The following is an 18,440-nucleotide window of genomic DNA, read 5'->3' on the forward strand; positions in this document are numbered from 1 at the left end:
GGCAGCGACACACGGACCGGGAACGGAGCCCTCAGGCGGCCGCCAGCACGACGACCGCCACGACGTCCACTCCGTTCTCGGCCAGCACACGCACTGATTCGGCCGCGGTCGCTCCGGTGGTCAGCACGTCGTCGACCAGGATGGCCGTCGCTCCTCGGGTCGGCGAGCCGCAGGCCCGTACGCGCACCGCACCGCGGAGGTTGCGGGCGCGGGCCCGGGCGTCGAGTCCGGCGGAGTCCCGTGCGGTCGCCGACGTCATCAGCAGCGGCGCCACGTGTACGCGTCGGCCCAGGGCAGGCGCCGCATGATTCGCCACCGCGGTGACCGGGTCCCCGCCGCGCCGACGGGCGGTCATCCGACGGGTCGGAGCCGGGATCAAGAGCATGCGGTCGGCGTCGGGGAGCTCGCCCCAGCCGGCGAGCACGCGGATCCCGCGGGCGAGCGCGGTCCCCAGTGGACGCGCGAGATCCCGCCGATCGTGTTCCTTGATCTCGATGATCGCGTGCCGGTGCGGTCCCCGATACCGGCCCAGCGCCCATACCGCGACGCCCGGGTCGACTCGCGGGTGGGCGGCGATCGGAACGTCGGACACCGCGTGCTCGCATCGTCGGCACCAGCGGGTGCCCGGCCGCTCGCAGCCGCCGCACAGGACCGGGAACACCAGATCTGCCCCCGCGTCGAAGACCTCCCGCCGCCACGTCACGCGCCGACGGTAGAACACTCCGCACCGCGGTGGCGGGTCCCGAGCGACGGTGTGGACAACCGGCGTGCAGGGCCCGACCGGGACCTTCTACCCCGATCGTCCCGACATGCCGACGCCGCGCCGCAAAACGTGGCCGATACCGGAACTTGCGGCTACGGTCGGGGGTACAGCAGGTTGCCGGTGGCCCTCGAGGCCGGTGCCGGCCACGACCGCTTCTGCCGGGAGGTGATGCCCCTGTCATTGAGTGTCAGCTGTCAGCTGACATGGACACATCCTCGGTGCCGTTCGAATCATCAGTGCGACAACAGATCACGATGATCCAACCGGTTTCGGGACAATTCAGGAGGTAGTTGAATGTCCACAGTCATCCACCGCAAAGGCCAGCGCGAACCGAAGACCGCCGACCCACGGCCGACCGTGGAGGAGGGCCTCGCGCCCGACCGCCAGCCAGCCGAGAACGATTCCTACGATCCAGAGTTCGCCTTCGTCCGCCCACCGGGAACGGTGGAATCCGACGATCCGGCCGAACCAACAGCGAAGGTCGTGTTCAGCGGCCGCAACGTCGAGATCCCCGACCACTACCGCATCTACGTCGGCGACAAGCTCGCTCGTCTCGAGCGATTCGATCCGACCATCTACCGATTCGACGTCGAGCTGAACCACGAGCGCAACCGGAGACAGTCCAAGGTCTGTCAGCAGGTGGAGATCACCGCGACGGGCAAGGGGCCGATCGTACGGGCGCAGGCCTGTGGCGAGAACTTCTACGCCGCGCTCGAACACGCGCTGGACAAGGTCGAGTCCCGACTCCGCCGCGTCAAGGACCGCAGGCGTGTCCACCACGGCAACCGCCGGCCGCTCTCGGTCGCCGAGGCCACCGAGATCGGTGCGCCACCTCTGCGCGACAACCAGCTCTCGGTGGACGGCTTCGTCGGTGATCCCGGAACGGACTCCGCCGACTCCGCCGAGCGGTGGGACGACGGTGTGGAGGAATACACGCCGGGCCAGATCGTGCGCGTGAAGGAACACACCGCGGTACCGATGACCGTCGACGACGCGCTGTACGAGATGGAACTGGTCGGCCACGACTTCTTCCTGTTCCACGACAAGGAGACCGACAAGGCGTCCGTGGTCTACCGCAGGCACGCCTTCGACTACGGGCTCATCAGGTTGACGTGAACCGCGAGCGGCCCTGATCGGCGGTCACGTGGTCGGCGTCCGAGAGAGGAACTCGGGACCACCTGACGGTCCGATCAGGGTCTGCTCAGCTCACCTCGCTACCATGGGATCCGGTCTGTGCGTTCGCGCGGGCCGGATTCCGTGTGTTTTCTACAGGTGAGGGACTCGATCCACGGTGCTGAACAAGCTGTTGCGTGTCGGCGAAGGCCGCATGGTCAAGCGACTCGATGCGATCGCATCGCACGTCGAGGCGCTGTCCGATGACGTCGAGGCGTTGACCGACGCCGAGTTGCGTGCCAAGACAGACGAGTTCAAGGAGCGGATCGCCGACGGGGCGTCGCTCGACGAGCTGCTGCCCGAGGCGTTCGCGGTGGCCCGCGAGGCCGCGTGGCGCGTCCTCGACCAGAAGCACTTCCACGTCCAGATCATGGGCGGCGCCGCGCTGCACTACGGGAACATCGCCGAGATGAAGACCGGTGAGGGCAAGACGCTCACCTGTGTGCTCCCGGCGTACCTGAACGCACTCTCCGGTGACGGCGTCCACGTCGTCACCGTCAACGACTACCTGGCCAAGCGCGACTCCGAGTGGATGGGTCGCGTGCACCGGTTCCTGGGTCTGGACACCGCGGTGATCCTGACCGGGATGAGTTCGGCCGCGCGTCGGGAGGCCTACGCCGCCGACATCACCTACGGCACGAACAACGAGTTCGGCTTCGACTACCTGCGCGACAACATGGCGCACTCCCTCGAGGACCTCGTCCAGCGCGGTCACGCCTTCGCCATCGTCGACGAGGTCGACTCGATCCTGGTCGACGAGGCCCGCACGCCGCTGATCATCTCCGGCCCCGCCGAGGGGTCGAGCAAGTGGTACACCGAGTTCGCGCGGATCGCCCCGCTCCTCGAGCGCGACGTGCACTACGAGGTGGACATCAAGAAGAAGACGGTCGGCGTCCACGAGGCCGGTGTCGAGTTCGTCGAGGATCGCCTCGGCATCGACAACCTGTACGAGGCGGCCAACTCGCCCCTGGTCAGCTACCTGAACAACGCGATCAAGGTCAAGGAGCTGTTCCAGCGCGACAAGGACTACATCGTCCGCAACGGCAACGTCATGATCGTCGACGAGTTCACCGGGCGTGTGCTCGACGGACGCCGCTTCAACGAGGGTCTGCACCAGGCCATCGAGGCGAAAGAGGGCGTCGAGATCAAGGCCGAGAATCAGACGCTGGCCACGATCACGCTGCAGAACTACTTCCGCCTCTACGAGAAGCTGTCCGGCATGACCGGTACCGCCGAGACCGAGGCCGCCGAGTTCGACCAGATCTACAAGCTCGGGGTGCTGCCGATCCCGACGAACAAGCCGATGATCCGCAAGGACCAGGGCGACCTCATCTACAAGACCGAAGAGGCGAAGTTCGCCGCCGTGGTCGACGACGTCACCGAGCGGCATGAGGCCGGACAGCCGGTGCTGATCGGTACGACCAGCGTCGAACGTTCGGAGTACCTGTCGCGCCAGCTCAAGAAGCGCGAGGTGCCGCACAGCGTCCTGAACGCGAAGTTCCACGAGCAGGAAGCCCAGATCATCGCCGAGGCCGGCCGGATCGGTGCGGTGACCGTGGCCACCAACATGGCCGGCCGTGGTACCGACGTCGTGCTCGGCGGCAATCCCGACATCATCGCCGATACCCGGTTGCGCAAGGCCGGCCTCGACCCGGTGCAGACCCCCGACGAGTACGAGGCGGCCTGGGACGAGGCCATCGAGGTCGCGCGCACCGACGCCGCGAAGGAGGCCGAGGAGGTCCGCGCGGCGGGCGGGTTGTACGTGCTCGGCACCGAACGCCACGAGTCGCGTCGTATCGACAATCAGTTGCGCGGTCGCTCCGGCCGCCAGGGTGATCCGGGCGAGTCGCGGTTCTACCTGTCGGTGGCCGACGAACTCATGCGCCGGTTCAACGGCGGTGCGCTCGAGGCGATCATGAACCGCCTCCCCGACGATGTGCCCATCGAGGCCAAGATGGTCACCAAGGCCATCCGCAGCGCTCAGACGCAGGTCGAGCAGCAGAACTTCGAGATGCGCAAGAACGTGCTCAAGTACGACGAGGTGATGAACGAGCAGCGCAAGGTCATCTACGCCGAGCGTCGAACGATCCTGGAGGGCGAGGATCACCACGAGCAGGTGAAGCAGATGGTCGCCGATGTCGTCGGAGCCTACGTCGACGGCGCGACGGCCGAGGGTTACGCCGAGGACTGGGATCTCGACGAACTGTGGTCGGCCCTGCGCACGCTGTACCCGATCGAACTCGATCCGAAAGATGTTGTCGGTGAGTCCGAATACGGTGAGCGCGATGACATCTCGGCCGAAGAGTTGCGCGAGAGGCTCGTCGATGACGCTCGCGCCGCGTACGACGCCCGCGAGAAGCAGATCGACTCGATCGCCGGCGAGGGTGCGATGCGCCAGCTCGAGCGCAGCGTGTTGCTGAGCGTGCTCGACCGCAAGTGGCGCGACCACTTGTACGAGATGGACTACCTGCGTGAGGGCATCCACCTGCGTTCGATGGCCCAGCGTGACCCGGTCGTCGAGTACCAGCGCGAGGGCTTCGACATGTTCCACGGCATGCTCGAGGGCCTGAAGGAAGAGGCGCTGACCATCCTGTTCAACGCGCAGGTGCAAACCGAACAGCCGGCGCAGCAGCAACCGCTCCCGAGCGCGGCCGATCTGCGTGCGGCGGTCGGCGCGGGCGCCCCGGCGCCCGTACCCGCGGCCCCGGCGGCGGAGTCCGGCGCCCAGGCCCCGGCTGCCCTGCGGGCCCCGGCCCAGTCGGGTGACCCGGCGGTCACGTACTCCGGTCCGGGCGAGGGCGGCGGTACGGTCGTGCACTCCGAGGAAGAGGAGCTCTCGGGCGCGGCGGAATCCGCCAGCCGACGTGAGCGCCGCGCTGCGGCGCGCGCGACCACCAAGGGGGCCCGGCCGAAGCCGCCCAAGTCCAAGAAGCAGCGTCGCTGACACGCGCGTTCCGACCGCCGGCGGTCAGCCCCGGGTTCTCCGGGCTGACCGCCGGCGGATTTTTTTCGTACCCGAGGGAACCGGGACGCCGGCTGCTGCGTCCAAGTCCCATGCACCGACTCCTCACGGGTCCTGAACCTGGCCCGACCAGCACGTCCCGGCCGCACGTGTCCGGGCCGCTGCAGACACCACGGGTGCGGGTTCGTCCCGCCCCGCCGTACGAGCCCGCCGGTCCGGTGGTGACCGCGACTCGCGGCGTGTCCCACTCCTCGACTGCCCGTCCGTTCCCGGCGCCCACACCCGGGACGGGCGCGGCCCGGAAGACCGCGTCGGCCGCCGCCGAGGCCAGGCGCTTCACCGTGGCGGTGTCCCGCCTGCTGTTCGAGGTGGTCGACCGTCGGCGCTCGGTCGCCCACCTGGGCGACGTGGTGTCCCCGGCCATCGCCGACCAGATCGCGGCGCTCGTGCGGCACGACGCCTTCCGGGTTCCCGAGGCACACGCCGCCGCGTCGGGCGCCGCACCGACGCCCTCGATGGCTCAGGTCCCGACCGGGAACGTGCTGCGGCGCGTGCACGTCCAACTGTGCGATCCCAGTGTCGCGGAGGTCTTCGGGTCGTATGAGGGCGGGGGACGGACCCGGGCGTTCGCCGGACGCATAGAGCGCAAGCCGATCCGGGTCCGAGGTGTCGTGCCCGCCGGCCGCCGGTCGCTGGGTCGCGTCGAGTACCGCTGGCAGCTGGTCGCACTGGAATTCAGCTGACGAGTCGCGGGTGGCCGAACGGCCATCGCGCGGACATCGGCCTGCGCCGACCACGGAAACCCGCATCGACGACTAGGATCGGCGACGTGGTCACCCGTCTGTCGCCCCGCGACGCGATGTACTACTTTCTCGATGATTCGCGATCGACGACCCACCTCGGGGCGCTGCTGATCGTCGACCCCACGGCGGGACATGCTGCCCCGGGTGAGTCCGCGGACGCCGACGCCGGCGCCGACACCGCGTCCGGCGGCGCGTCCCGGGAGCCGACGCTCGATTACCCGGGCCTGGTGTCGCTGGTCGAGAACCGCCTGCAGCTCATCCCGCGTTACCGTCAGGTCGTCCGTGAGGTGACCCTCGGGCTGGCGCGTCCGGTGTGGGTCGACGACCCCGACTTCGACATCAACTTCCACATCCGGCGGGCGGGACTCCCGCGTCCGGGCGGCACCACCGACCTCGACGACCTGGTCGCGCGCGTGATGTCCCGGCCGCTCGACCGCACCCGGCCTCTGTGGGAGATGTACCTCATCGAAGGACTCGCCGACGGCCGGTTCGCGATTCTCACGAAGTCGCATCGATGCCTCATCGACGAGGCGGGCAGCCGGGAGATCAGCGAGGTCATCTGCGACGGCACCGAGCAGGCCGATTCTCTGCCTGAGGAGTTGTGGATGCCGGGCTCGCCGCCGGGTGGCACCCACCTCGTGGTCGGTGCTCTCGCCGAAGCGCTGGCGCGTCCGGGCGATCTTGTCGAGACGGTGCTGCACGGCAACGGGATCGTGTCCGAGATGCGGTCCGCCGTCGGAACCACCGTGCGCCGCGTCGGGGACGTGGTGTCGCAACTGACCGACTCCGCGCCACGTAGCCCGCTCAACAACGCGGGCACCACGACCCGGTCGTTCACCACCGTCACGTTGCCGCGGCGCGATTGCGCGAAGGTCGCCGAGTATCACGGCTGCACCATCAACGATGTCGAGCTCGCGATCATCTCCGGTGTCATGCGCAAGTGGATGCTCTCGTTCGACCCGGCCGAGGGTCCGGCCGACACCGTGCGCGTCGTCGTCCCGCTGTCCGCGCGCGACCCGGGGGTCGAACGCGCGGCCGAGCCGGAGCCCGGCTGGATCGGGGTGGGCAGACCGAGCTTCGTCACGGATCTTCCGGTGGGTGAGAGCAATCCGGCTGTACGGCTGGCGCAGGTGGCCGGGCTCGCCGACCGGTACGCGCAGTCCTCGCGCCGGATGAACCTCGGTCCGAGCCCGCTGTTCCCCGAACTGGGTGTGGTGCCGTTCCCGGAGTTCAGTTCCCGCGCATTCCGGTCGCTGAACAGCCGTGCCTACAACGTCCCGGTGGCGATGAGCACGGCCCCCGTCCCCGACCGTTTCGTGCTCGGCGCGCCGGTGTGCCAGACGTTCTCGATCCCCACGCTCGTGTCGCAGCGTGCGTTGGCGATCAGCATCGTCGAGTACCGTGACGATCTGCACTTCGCCTTCGTCGCCGACCGCGGGGTCATCGCCGACCTACCCGCGATGGCCGACTACGTGTCCGAGTCCTTCGAAGAGTTGAGCCAGCCCTACCGCGAGCCGACGGGAGTAGTTGACGAATGAGGGTGTACCTGCCGGCGACGTTGGCGATGCTGTTGCGGCTGAACACCGACGGTGAGTTCCGTCCGCTCGGTGGCACCGGCTTCGCGCTGACCCCCGCGCTGCGCGAGGCCTTTGTCTCCGGCGACGACGAAGAACTGTCCGAGGTCGCGTTGCGCGAGGCGGCGCGCGCTTCACTCCGCCTGCTCGCCGGGGAGGCCCCGGAGGACGGCGACACCGATGCCGAGGCCGAACTCGTCGCCGACGAGGCGGTCACCGGCCCGGGGGACACGCCCCGTCTGCCGCCTCGGCGGGTGGTCGTCGCAGCCGACGTCGAGAACGTGACGCCACGTCCCGACCTGGACGACGCGGTGGTCAAGGTCTCCGGGCCGATCCCGCTGTCGGCGATCGCATCGGTTCACGTCGACGTCGAGGAGGCGGAGCCGAAGGTCCGGGCGGCCGTGGTGGTCATCGACGCCGCCGACATGGGAGATCTGGATGCCGAACTCGCTGTCGGCGATGTCGAGGACTTCGATCTCGCCTGGTACGCGACCCAGGAGCTACCGTTCCTCCTCGAACTGCTCTGAGTCGGCAGGCTAACCTACGGTTGCGTAGGTTACTGTGTCCCCGACACGCTCCCGACGTCGAAGGCGGTTAGTGAGATGGGCTTGCTCGAGCGATTCGAGGAACCGGTTTCCGGTGTTGCGGCGCGCAGCCGCGGCGCGCAGTGGGCTCGAGCCGCACTCACCCGGATCACGACGCCGCTCCTCCCCGACGACTACCTGCACCTGGCGAACCCGCTGTGGTCGGCCCGAGAGCTGCGCGGCAAGGTCGTCTCGGTCACCCGGGAGACCGAGGACACCGCGACGATCCGCATCCGGCCGGGATGGGGCTTCTCCTTCGACTATGTGCCGGGACAGTACGTCGGCATCGGTGTCCTGATGGAGGGGCGATGGGCGTGGCGCTCGTACTCGCTCACCTCGACCCCCGACTCCTCGGCGAACGACAAGACGATCTCGATCACGGTCAAGGCGATGCCCGAGGGATTTCTGTCCAGCCACCTGGTCAACGGTCTGAAGCCCGGGACGGTCGTGCGTCTCGCCGCACCGCGCGGCGAGTTCGTACTGCCCGACCCGCTGCCGGAGAAGGTTCTGTTCGTGACCGCGGGAAGTGGTCTCACGCCCATCATCTCGATGCTCCGGACCGTCCGGCACCGCGACCAGCGCACCGACATCCGGCTCGTCCACTCGACACCGACCCCGGCCGACCTGCTGTTCGCCGACGAACTCACGACCCTGGCCGACGACGGCATCGTCGACCTGCACGTGCAGTACACGCGATCGGACGGGCAGCTCACCCCGGAGGTGCTGCCGACGCTCTGCGCCGACTGGCGCGAACGCCAGACCTGGGCCTGTGGGCCTGCGGGCTTCCTCGACGGCCTCCAGCGCCTGTATGCGGAGGCGCATCTGGCCGAGCGGTTGCACATCGAGCGGTTCGCGCTCGAACGCGGCGTCGTCGGAGCCCACGGGGGCACCGTCACGTTCGCGCGGTCCGGGAAGTCGGCGGTCGCCGACGGCGCGACCACGCTGCTCGAGGCGGGGGAGTCGGCCGGCGCGATGATGCCCTTCGGATGCCGGATGGGGATCTGTCAGAGCTGCGTGGTCATGCTCGACAAAGGGTGTGTGCGCGATCTGCGCTCGGGAGTCGAGCACGTCGAGGGCGAACGGATCCAGACGTGTGTCAGCGCCGCGGCGGGGGACTGCACACTCGACGTCTGACCAGCGAATACGCTGCGTACCGCTCGTGCCGACCGGTGACCCGGTAGGGTGAACGACGTGCGTGGTGAGAGGAAACCGGCCCGTGGAAACGCCGGCGAAGGCACCAGTGAAAGCTGAGGCTCCGGTCCCCAGCCCGATCCCCGTCCTGAGTGACGGAGGGGTCACGTTGCGGCCGCACGAGCCCCACGATCTCGATCGGATGGTCGAGCTCGCGGCGGACCCGGCCATGATGCGGTGGACCCCGATCCCGGCACCGTACAGCCGCGCGGCCGCCGAGCGTTTCGCGCTCGACTACGCGCCCCGGAGCTGGGCGAACGGTACCCGGATGCTGTGGGCCGTCGAATTCGACGGGCGGTTCGTCGGCACCGTCGACATCGAGGGCGAGGGTCCGCTGACGCGGCTCAGCTACGACCTGCACCCCGATGCCCGCGGGTGGGGTGTGATGAAGCGTGCGGTCCTGCTGGCCGTCAACTACGCGTTCGGTGAGGCGGGCAAGGAGGTCGTCCGCTGGACGACCGTCGCCGGCAACATCGATGCGTTGCGGGTGGCCCATTCATGCGGCTTCCGCCTCGACGCCGCGGTGCAGAACGGCGTCGAGGTCCGCGGTCACATCCGCGACGCCTGGGTCGGATCGTTGCACGCGAACGATCCGCAGCACCCGAAGACCGAGTGGCGCACAGACGTTTTCGAGACCGATCGGTTCCGTCTCCGGCCGTTGGCGGAGTCCGACGACCCGCGAATCCGGGAGACCCTCGACGACCCGGCATCGCGCAAGTACCTCTTCGCACGGCCCGATCCGTTGGAGCTCGAGCACGCCGCCGCCGAGCGTCTCCGCAAATGGTGGACCGCCGCGCAGGGCACGACGTGTACGTGGGCCGTGGCCGACCGCGAGACCGACGACTATCTGGGCGACATCACCCTCCTGCACATCGACGAGGTCACCGGAGCCGAGGCGGGTTTCTACACGCATCCGGAGGCGCGCGGGAAAGGCGTTCTCGCCGAGGCGTTCCCGGCTGCGGTTCGGTACGCCTTCGACAAGCTGGGGTTCCGTCGCCTGACTCTCTTCGCCGCTGACAGCAACGAGGGCAGCAAGAAACTCGCCCGCAACGCCGGCTTCCGCGAATTCGGGACCCAGAAGCTCGCCGCCCGATCCGACGGTGTCTTCGAGGACCTCGTCGGCTTCGAGTTGTTCCGCGACGACTACGAGGCCAACCGCAACACCTGACCCGCCTGCTGGCGTCGACCGTGCGTCTCGTGGCGTCGACCGTGCGTCGATTCGCGTCGACCGGGCCATCCTCTCCCCACGGCCGAGGGCGTTCCCGGATCGCCCGAGTCGTGGTTCGTCACACTCACTGGACACGACGCCGTCGCCAACCTACGCTTGCGTAAGTTACGGAAACGTAGGCGTAGGCAGCGGTCGACAGGCGCACCTCGAACGCGCGTGACCGACCACCGGCGAAGGGAACCACACATGGCGATCTCCGACATCCCCGAATACGCACATCTGACCGAGTCCGACGTGGCCGCTCTGGGCGCGGAACTCGACGCGATCCGCGCCGACATCGAGGCCGACCGCGGTGAGCGCGACGCGCGCTACCTGCGCAACACCATTCGCTTCCAACGCGGCCTGGAGGTGACCGGTCGTGCCCTGCTGTTCGGCTCGACCCGCCGATCGGCCTGGTGGGCGGGTGCCTGCGCGCTCGGCGTCGCCAAGATCGTCGAGAACATGGAACTCGGGCACAACGTGATGCACGGGCAGTGGGACTGGATGAACGACCCGGAGGTGCACAGCACCACCTGGGAGTGGGACAACACCGACCCGTCGGCGCACTGGAAGCACACCCACAACTACATCCATCACAAGTACACGAACGTGCTCGGCATGGACGACGACGTGGGCTACGGTCTCCTGCGCGTCACCCGCGATCAGCGGTGGCGTCCGTTCAACTACGGAAACCTCGTCTACAACACCATTCTCGCGCTGGCGTTCCAGTACGGGGTCGCGGTGCAGCATCTCGAGCTGGGCAAGAAGCGCAAGACCCCCGAGGCGCAGGAGGAGTTCCGGCGCAATCGCAACGACGTGCTGTCGAAGATCGGCAAGCAGGTCGCCAAGGACTACCTCGCCTACCCGGCGCTGGTCAGTGCGGCCACGGGGCACAAGGTCGGATACGGCCGCGCCTACGCGAAGGCGGCGACCGCGACCGCGCTCGGCAACGTGATCCGCAACGTGTGGAGCAACGCCGTCATCTTCTGCGGGCATTTCCCGGACGGTGCGGAGAAGTTCACCAAGCAGGACATCGACAACGAGACGCAGGCGGAGTGGTACCTGCGCCAGATGCTCGGCAGTGCCAACTTCGACGCGGGGTTCCCGCTCGCCTTCATGAGCGGCAACCTGTCGTACCAGATCGAGCACCACATCTTCCCGGACCTGCCGAGCAACCGGTACGCCGAGATCGCGGTGCGCGTGCGCGCGCTGTGCGACAAGTACGACCTGCCCTACACCTCGGGGCCCTTCCCGGTGCAGTACGCGAAGGCATGGCGGACGATCGCCAAACTGTCGTTGCCGGACAAGTACCTCTCCGCGACCGCCGACGACGCGCCGGAGACGGCGTCCGAGCGTCGGTTCAAGGAGGGGCTGCCCGAGGGCGTCCGTCTGCAGGCGACGATCGACGAGGAGACCGGAGCGCGCCGGGGACTCCGCTCGGCGATCGCGTCTCTCCGCTCCCGGCGGAGCCGGACCGTCCCCCGCCCGCTCCGTGCGCGGCGTACCCGGGCCGTCACCGGCACGTCGGATCTCCGTTCCGACGAGCGGGCCGCCTGATCGCCGCAGGTCAGACGGCCGGCAGTCATCGAAAACAAGGCAGTGACCCCGGCAGGGGCATAATGAGGCGCAATGGCAATCACTGATATCAACGAGTATGCGCACCTGACCGACGCCGACGTGGAAGCACTCGGCGCCGAGCTCGACGCGCTCCGCCGTGAGATCGAGGCGGACCGCGGCATGCGTGACGTCCGATATCTTCGGCGCACCATCTTCGCGCATCGCGCCCTCGAGGTCGCGGGCCGCGCCGCGCTGCTCGGCAGCCGCTCCCGGCCCCTGTGGCTGCTGGGGACCGGTGCGCTCGCGCTCTCGAAGATCATCGAGAACATGGAGCTCGGGCACAACGTGATGCACGGGCAATGGGACTGGATGAACGACCCGGAGGTCCACTCGACCACCTGGGAATGGGACATGGTGTGCGCGTCCCCGCACTGGAAGCACTCGCACAACTACATCCATCACAAGTACACCAACGTCCTCGACATGGATCACGACGTCGGGTACAAGACGTTGCGCGTCACGCGCGACGAGCCGTGGCAGCCCAAGCAGCTCTTCCAGCCGGTCACCAATGTGATGCTCGCGCTGCTGTTCGAGTGGGGTATCGGCCTGCACGACCTCGACCTCAAGGACGCGATCTCGGGCAAGAAGCCCAAAGAGGTCGCCGTTCCGCAGCTCAAGGTCTTCGCCCGCAAGGTCGGCAAGCAGCTGGCCAAGGACTACGTGTTGTTCCCGGCGCTGTCGGGACCGAACTTCACGCACACACTGACGGCCAATCTCACCGCGAACCTGATCCGCAACGTCTGGGCCTACGTGGTGATCTTCTGCGGGCACTTCCCGGACGGTGCGGAGAAGTTCACCGCGGACACGCTCGAGAACGAGACCCAGGGCCAGTGGTACCTGCGGCAGATGCTCGGCACGGCGAACTTCGACGCCGGCCCGGCAATGGCCTTCTTCAGCGGCAACCTCTGCTACCAGATCGAGCACCACCTCTATCCGGACCTGCCGAGCAACCGGTACGCCGACATCTCGGTGCGGGTGCGCGAGCTGTGTGACAAGTACGATCTGCCGTACACCACGGGGTCGATTGTGGTGCAGTACCTTCAAACTCTGCGCACCATCAACAAGCTGGCGCTGCCCGACTCGTTCCTGCGCGACACCGCCGACGACGCCCCGGAAACCGCGTCGGAGAAGCGCTTCGCCGGGATGACCCCCCGCGCGACCGGTCTCAAGACCGCCATCCGCGAGCTGCGCGCCCGCCGTCGACGGCGCTGACAACCGGTTCGGTCACTCGGGGAGCGGCTCGTTGCGTCGCTCCGGGGACCGTGGCTCCTCGGCTGGGTCACCCTCCCCGCCGCTGACCGCTGCCAGAAGATGCCGCACCGCCATGGCGCGGCGGTACGAGTGACCGGTCAAATCGTCCAGCTTGCACTCGGGGTCCGCCGGCGGGCCCAGATGTGTACAGCCGCGCGGACATTCCTCGATCGCGGTGTGCAGGTCGTCGAAGGCGGCGACGATGTCGTCGGGTCCGACGTGTGCGAGTCCGAAGGACCGGATGCCGGGTGTGTCGATGACCCAGCCGCGCGGGCCGCTGTCGTCGGGAAGCGCCAGTGCCACCGACTGGGTGGAGGTGTGCCGGCCCTTGCCGACACCCGACACCACGCCGGTCGCCCGATACGCGTCCGGCACAAGGCGATTGACCAGGGTGGACTTGCCCACCCCGGAGTGACCGATGAACGCGGTGATCCGGCCGCGCAATGTCGACAGGATCTCGTCGAGGGGGTCGTCGCGCCCCGCGCACACCACCGGTAGATCGAGATCGGCGAAGGCCGCGGTGAACTCGGCCGGGTCGGCGAGGTCCGACTTGGTCAGACACAGGACAGGCGACAGTCCGCCCACATAGGCCGCGGCCAGCGCACGTTCGACGAAACCGGTGCGCGGCGGCGGGTCCGCCATGGCGGTCACGATGAGGAGCTGATCGGCGTTGGCCACCACGATCCGTTCATACGGATCGGAGTCATCTGCGGTGCGTCGCAACACGGTTCGTCGCTCGGCGACGCGCACGATGCGCGACAGCGTGTCCGGCCGTCCGGACAGGTCACCCACGACGGAGACGTCGTCGCCGACGACGATCGGAGTGCGGCCCAGCTCCCGGGCGCGCATCGCGACCACCCGCCGGGCCGGGTCGCCGTCGAGCACCACGCCCCAGCGGCCCCGGTCCACCGACACCACCATGGCCTGCTCGGCGTCGTCATGCGACGGTCGCGTCTTGGTGCGCGGTCGGGTGCCCTTTCCGGGACGAACCCGTACGTCGGATTCGTCGTAGCTCGCCGCGCGGCGACTCAACGGGGTGCCTGTCCTCGACAACTCATGCGCGCCCCAGCATCCGCTGCCACATCCCCGGAAAGTCGGGCAGCGTCTTGCTCGTCGTCTCGATGTCGGCGACGATCACACCGGGTGTGACCAGGCCGATGATCGCGCCGGCGGTGGCCATTCGGTGGTCGGCGTAGGACTCCCACGTGCCCCCGCGCAAGGACGCACCCGCGGTACCCCTGATGCGGAGGCCGTCGTCGGTCTCGGTGCACGTCCCACCCAGCCGGGTGATCTCCGTGGTGAGCGCGGCCAGCCGGTCGGTCTCGTGTCCGCGGAGATGCGCGATCCCCGACAGCACCGACTCCCCGTCGGCCAGTGCGCACAGCGCGGCGATGGTGGGGGTGAGTTCCCCGATGTCGCGCAGGTCGAGGTCGACGGCCTTGAGCACCTCGGGTCCGCGGACCGACAGTGTGCCGTCGAGATGCTCGACGGCACAACCCATTGCGGCCAGGACATCCGCGATGCGCGCCCCCGGCTGGGTGGTCACCGCCGGCCAGTACGGCACCCGGACGGTGCCGCCGGTGACGGCCGCCGCGGCGAGGAATGCGGCGGCGTTCGACAGATCGGGTTCGACCGTCCAGTCGACGGCCGCGATGGGTCCGGGTGCAACAGTCCAGACGTTCGGGACAGAGGTGTCGACGACGACGCCGGCCGTCGCGAGCATGTCCACCGTCATGTCGATGTGCGGGGTCGACGGGACGGGTGGTCCGTCATGCCGGATCACGACGCCGGCGTCGAATCGCGCCGCCGACAGCAGGAGTCCGGACACGAACTGCGAGGACCCGGACGCGTCGATGGTGACCTCGCCACCGGGGACCGACCCGGTGCCGTCGATGGTGAAGGGCAGTCGATCGCCGTCGACGGCGACACCGAGGCCGCGCAGCGCGTCGAGGATGGTGGTCTGTGGCCGTTCGCGCGCATGGGGATCGCCGTCGAAGAGCACGCGGCCGGTGGCCAGGGCTGCGGCCGGGGGCAGGAAACGCATGACGGTCCCGGCGAGGCCGCAGTCCACCGCGGCGCCACGGAGAGGACCGGGCAGGACAGACACCGTGGTCTCGCTCGCGGGGTCGACCCTGATCTCGGTACCCAATGCCTCGAGCGCGGCGAGCATCAGGTTGGTGTCGCGGCTCCGAAGCGTTCCGCGGACGGTCGACGGTCCCTCGGCGAGGGCGGCGAGGACCAGTGCGCGGTTCGTGATCGACTTGGAACCCGGCAGCTCCACGGTTGCGTCGAGGCCGCCTCCGGCGGGTGCGTCGAGGCCACCCGCGGCCGACGCGCCGGGTCCTCTGGTCACGGTCGGCGCGTTCCAGGAACTCATGGCGTCCAGTCTGTCATGGACCGCGCACGCCTCCGGCCGCCGATTCGCCTCATCTGGCCTGCGGCCGCGGACCTCGCCGGCGATGCCGTCCGGGGCGCCGGGTCTACCTGGTGTCCTTGCGCAACGGATGATCGGCGGGGATCTGGACGACGATGAGGGTGCGGCCGTCCGGGTCGGTCGCGTGCATCTCGATGAGGCCCCAGGGCTCGGTACGCGGTTCGCGGGTGACGGGGACGCCGCGCTCGCGAAAGCGTTCGGCGACGGCCTCGGCGTCCCGGACCTGAAGCCAGAGAACCGAATCGCTCGCCGGCGCCGGCTCGTCGGTCGTCATGTGGGACGAGATCTCGATGAGTCCGTTGCCGGCGAAGAACACGACGCCACCCGGATACTCGCGGTGGACGGGCAACTCGAGCCGGTCGCGGTAGAAGGATTGCAGGCGTTCGGGATCGGCCGAGAGCAGGAGCACCCGACTGGACAGCACCTCCATCTACTGCCCCTCGGTGGTGCCGGCCGAACCGCCGAGCGCGTGGCCGCGGTTGAGATCGCTCCCGTGACTGGCCGCGTCGTAGGCAGCGCGCTCGCGGGCCAGTCGGTCGGTCTCACCGATCGGCGCCGAATCACCGAAGGCGAACGCGGAGTCGTGCGGCCATTCGTGCGGGAGATCGGGATCGACGATGCGCCCGTCGTCGTCTGCCGGCTCGGGATCGTGTCTGGGGGACATGGGCTCCACGATAGGCCGGATCGGTGTCCGCGCGCCGGATCTCGATCGACGCACACCGTTGCGCGATCGTGCGGTCGTCGCAGTACAACCGCAAGGTCGCGGGCCTGGTGGTGTGCCTCGGAAACAGGCGACTGGTCTCCGGCGTTCGATCGGCGCCTGGCTGTGTTGTCGTCGGTCGAGATAGCTCCGCTATCCCTCCCTCCTCCGCCTTGCCAGATCGCCGATCGCTCCACCGGATACCGGCCACCTGTTTCCGAGGTACACCACTGCGTTGTGCTGGGCCGGGGTTCCGCACGCGATCACCGCGAGGGATCATGACCAGCACCGAGGACCCGACCGACGCGGCGTCCCGGGGAGATCACGTCGCTTCCCTCCGGCCACGACGCCTGGGTGGTCGGCGACGACCCCGTGGTCCTCGTGGACTTCTACGGCGCCAGCAACTACGCGAAACAGCACGGGTGAGGGCCGGGCCCGGGTGAGCACACCCGGTCAGGACCCGCGACGGGAGAATCCACCCGAGGTGTAGCCGTCCCAGGTGTCGAAGAGTCGCAACACCTTCGGGTCGCCGAGGCTCTTGATGTGATCGGCCAGGTCTTTGGGCGTTGCCGGGTTGGTGACGATGAACGGGTGCAGCGACGAGTCGTGGTCGGCCAGATAACGGAGGGTGCCGGCCGGGGTGTCGGGGTCTGCGGCCGCCAGTGCGTCGCGCGGGTCGAAGGCGGCGGCGCGCACCCCGTCGGCGCCGGAGAGGTCGGTGGATACCTGGGGTGCGCCGACCACCGCGATGTCCCCGGTGTTGTGGTAGTCGACCGGATCGGCAGAGACGCTCCGGGTGTTCAACAGGAGGTTCAACACGATCGCGGTGAGCGCGCCGGCCGAGATCCCCGAGTGGAAGATGGTCTGGAACCAGTCGGGGAACTGGGCGTAGAGGTCGAGGACGACGTTGACCGGCGCCTCGCCGAGTTCGCGATCGGTGTAGTAGACCTTGGCCTCGGTCAGCATCGCCACACCGACCGAGATCGCGACGACCAGGATGTTGGTGTTGGTGAGCTTCGCCTTGGCGAGCGTCCGGATGCCGCTGGCCGCGACCATGCCGAACAGGGCCACCCCGGCGCCGCCGAGGACCGGCAGCGGGATGCCCTCGATGACGGCCGCCATCTTGGGCAGGAGACCGAGAACGACCAGGATGACGCCCGCGCACGTCGCGACGTGCCGGGTCTTGACGCCCGTGATCGCGACCAGGCCGACATTCTGCGCGAACGCCGTGTAAGGGAAGGTGTTGAACACGCCACCGAGCGCGGTGCCCAGACCGTCGGCGCGCATGCCGTCGGCCAGCTTGCGCGGGGTGATCTTCTTGTCGACGATCTCGCCGACGGCGACGATGTCGCCGGTGGTCTCGGTCATGATCACGACGCCGACGATGATCATCGAGATGATCGCGCTGACCTCGAAGGTGGGCGCGCCGAACTGGAACGGCTGGGGGATGCCGACCCACGGGTACTCGCCGACCTGATCCCAGTGCGTCATCCCGAACGGGATCGAGACGACCGTGCCGATCGCGAGGCCGAGCAGGATCGACACCCGGCGGATCGCGGCGGGGGCGAAGCGCTCGATGCCGACGATGACGGCGAGCGTCAGGAATCCGAAGGCGATGTTCTTGGGGTCACCGAAGTCGGGGCCCGCGGCGGTGCCACCACCGAACCAGCCTGCCGCGACCCGCATCAGGGACACGCCGATGATGAGGATGATCGTGCCGGTGACCAGTGGCGGGAAGAACCGGATGAGTCTCCCGACGATCGGCGCGACCGCGATCATGAACACACCGCACGCGATGACCGAACCGTAGATGGCGGTGATGCCGTACGACGTGCCGATGGTGATCATCGGACCGACGGCGGCGAAGGTCACGCCCTGCATCAGCGGGAGGCGGACGCCGAACCGCCAGAAGCCCACGGCCTGCAGGATCGTCGCGAGGCCGGCGACGAACAGGTCGGCCATGATGAGGTGCACGATGTCGCCCTGCTCGAGCTGCCCGGCGCCCACCATCGCGCCGCCGACGATGAGCGGCACCGCGACGGCTCCGGCATACATGGCCAGGACGTGTTGCAGGCCGAGTGGGAAGAGGCGGACGAAGGGCGGGATCTCGTCCACCGGATGTGCGGCGGCCCTCCCGTTCCGGACGACATCGAGAATCGACATGGACAAAGTTCTACGGTT

At 68.6% G+C, this 18,440-nt stretch carries 15 protein-coding genes and 1 pseudogene; 10 read left to right on the top strand and 6 right to left on the bottom strand.

Annotated elements, in window-relative coordinates:
• Window positions 1–31 precede the first annotated feature (31 nt).
• Window positions 32–703: a ComF family protein gene (locus CA982_RS06265; protein WP_086534512.1), complete on the bottom strand. Its 672-nt coding sequence runs from the start codon at window positions 701–703 to the stop codon at window positions 32–34.
• Between the two features lie 354 nt (window positions 704–1,057).
• Between CA982_RS06265 and hpf the strand changes: the two genes are divergently transcribed.
• The 9 genes from hpf to CA982_RS06310 all read left to right on the top strand — a co-directional run bounded on the left by hpf (window position 1,058) and on the right by CA982_RS06310 (window position 13,086).
• On the top strand, window positions 1,058–1,879 hold the full coding sequence (hpf, locus tag CA982_RS06270) for a ribosome hibernation-promoting factor, HPF/YfiA family (protein WP_086534467.1): 822 nt from the start codon (window positions 1,058–1,060) through the stop codon (window positions 1,877–1,879).
• A gap of 175 nt (window positions 1,880–2,054) precedes the next feature.
• Window positions 2,055–4,880 (top strand): preprotein translocase subunit SecA, encoded by a 2,826-nt coding sequence (gene secA, locus CA982_RS06275; protein ID WP_086534468.1) that lies wholly within the window; start codon window positions 2,055–2,057, stop codon window positions 4,878–4,880.
• Window positions 4,881–4,990: 110 nt separating this feature from the next.
• Window positions 4,991–5,641, top strand: coding sequence for an Rv3235 family protein (locus CA982_RS06280; protein ID WP_167383336.1), 651 nt, complete (start codon window positions 4,991–4,993; stop codon window positions 5,639–5,641).
• 86 nt (window positions 5,642–5,727) lie between these two features.
• Window positions 5,728–7,239, top strand: coding sequence for a wax ester/triacylglycerol synthase domain-containing protein (locus CA982_RS06285; RefSeq protein ID WP_086534469.1), 1,512 nt, complete (start codon window positions 5,728–5,730; stop codon window positions 7,237–7,239).
• On the top strand, window positions 7,236–7,802 hold the full coding sequence (locus CA982_RS06290) for a DUF6912 family protein (RefSeq protein WP_086534470.1): 567 nt from the start codon (window positions 7,236–7,238) through the stop codon (window positions 7,800–7,802). Before CA982_RS06285 ends, CA982_RS06290 begins: the two co-directional genes overlap by 4 nt.
• Before the next feature lie 75 nt (window positions 7,803–7,877).
• On the top strand, window positions 7,878–8,993 hold the full coding sequence (locus CA982_RS06295) for a ferredoxin reductase (RefSeq protein ID WP_086534471.1): 1,116 nt from the start codon (window positions 7,878–7,880) through the stop codon (window positions 8,991–8,993).
• Window positions 8,994–9,075: 82 nt separating this feature from the next.
• Window positions 9,076–10,218 (top strand): GNAT family N-acetyltransferase, encoded by a 1,143-nt coding sequence (locus CA982_RS06300; protein WP_425269036.1) that lies wholly within the window; start codon window positions 9,076–9,078, stop codon window positions 10,216–10,218.
• A 246-nt stretch (window positions 10,219–10,464) separates the two neighbouring features.
• Window positions 10,465–11,814, top strand: a complete 1,350-nt coding sequence (locus CA982_RS06305) for a fatty acid desaturase family protein (RefSeq protein WP_086534472.1) — start codon at window positions 10,465–10,467, stop codon at window positions 11,812–11,814.
• 72 nt (window positions 11,815–11,886) lie between these two features.
• On the top strand, window positions 11,887–13,086 hold the full coding sequence (locus tag CA982_RS06310; RefSeq protein WP_086534473.1) for a fatty acid desaturase family protein: 1,200 nt from the start codon (window positions 11,887–11,889) through the stop codon (window positions 13,084–13,086).
• Between the two features lie 12 nt (window positions 13,087–13,098).
• Here the strand turns inward: CA982_RS06310 and rsgA are convergent, their stop codons facing one another.
• The 4 genes from rsgA to CA982_RS06330 form a co-directional block, all read right to left on the bottom strand.
• On the bottom strand, window positions 13,099–14,157 hold the full coding sequence (rsgA, locus tag CA982_RS06315) for a ribosome small subunit-dependent GTPase A (RefSeq protein ID WP_086534474.1): 1,059 nt from the start codon (window positions 14,155–14,157) through the stop codon (window positions 13,099–13,101).
• 22 nt (window positions 14,158–14,179) lie between these two features.
• Window positions 14,180–15,502, bottom strand: coding sequence for a 3-phosphoshikimate 1-carboxyvinyltransferase (gene aroA / locus CA982_RS06320; RefSeq protein ID WP_086534475.1), 1,323 nt, complete (start codon window positions 15,500–15,502; stop codon window positions 14,180–14,182).
• Between the two features lie 103 nt (window positions 15,503–15,605).
• Window positions 15,606–15,989, bottom strand: a complete 384-nt coding sequence (locus tag CA982_RS06325) for a VOC family protein (protein WP_086534476.1) — start codon at window positions 15,987–15,989, stop codon at window positions 15,606–15,608.
• Window positions 15,990–16,223 carry a hypothetical protein gene (locus CA982_RS06330; protein ID WP_086534477.1) on the bottom strand — a complete coding sequence of 78 codons (234 nt, stop codon included), beginning with the start codon at window positions 16,221–16,223 and terminating at the stop codon, window positions 15,990–15,992.
• A gap of 348 nt (window positions 16,224–16,571) precedes the next feature.
• On the opposite strand from CA982_RS06330, the pseudogene CA982_RS27160 reads away from it, so the two are divergent.
• Window positions 16,572–16,685 (top strand): annotated as a pseudogene (locus CA982_RS27160) (cupin domain-containing protein); the annotation flags it as partial.
• Between the two features lie 27 nt (window positions 16,686–16,712).
• Here CA982_RS27160 and CA982_RS06340 read toward each other — a convergent pair.
• Window positions 16,713–18,422 (bottom strand): nucleobase:cation symporter-2 family protein, encoded by a 1,710-nt coding sequence (locus CA982_RS06340; protein ID WP_086534478.1) that lies wholly within the window; start codon window positions 18,420–18,422, stop codon window positions 16,713–16,715.
• Between the last annotated feature and the right edge of the window lie 18 nt (window positions 18,423–18,440).

Origin of the sequence: Gordonia lacunae, assembly GCF_002149015.1 — a bacterium.
GTDB lineage: Bacteria > Actinomycetota > Actinomycetes > Mycobacteriales > Mycobacteriaceae > Gordonia > Gordonia lacunae.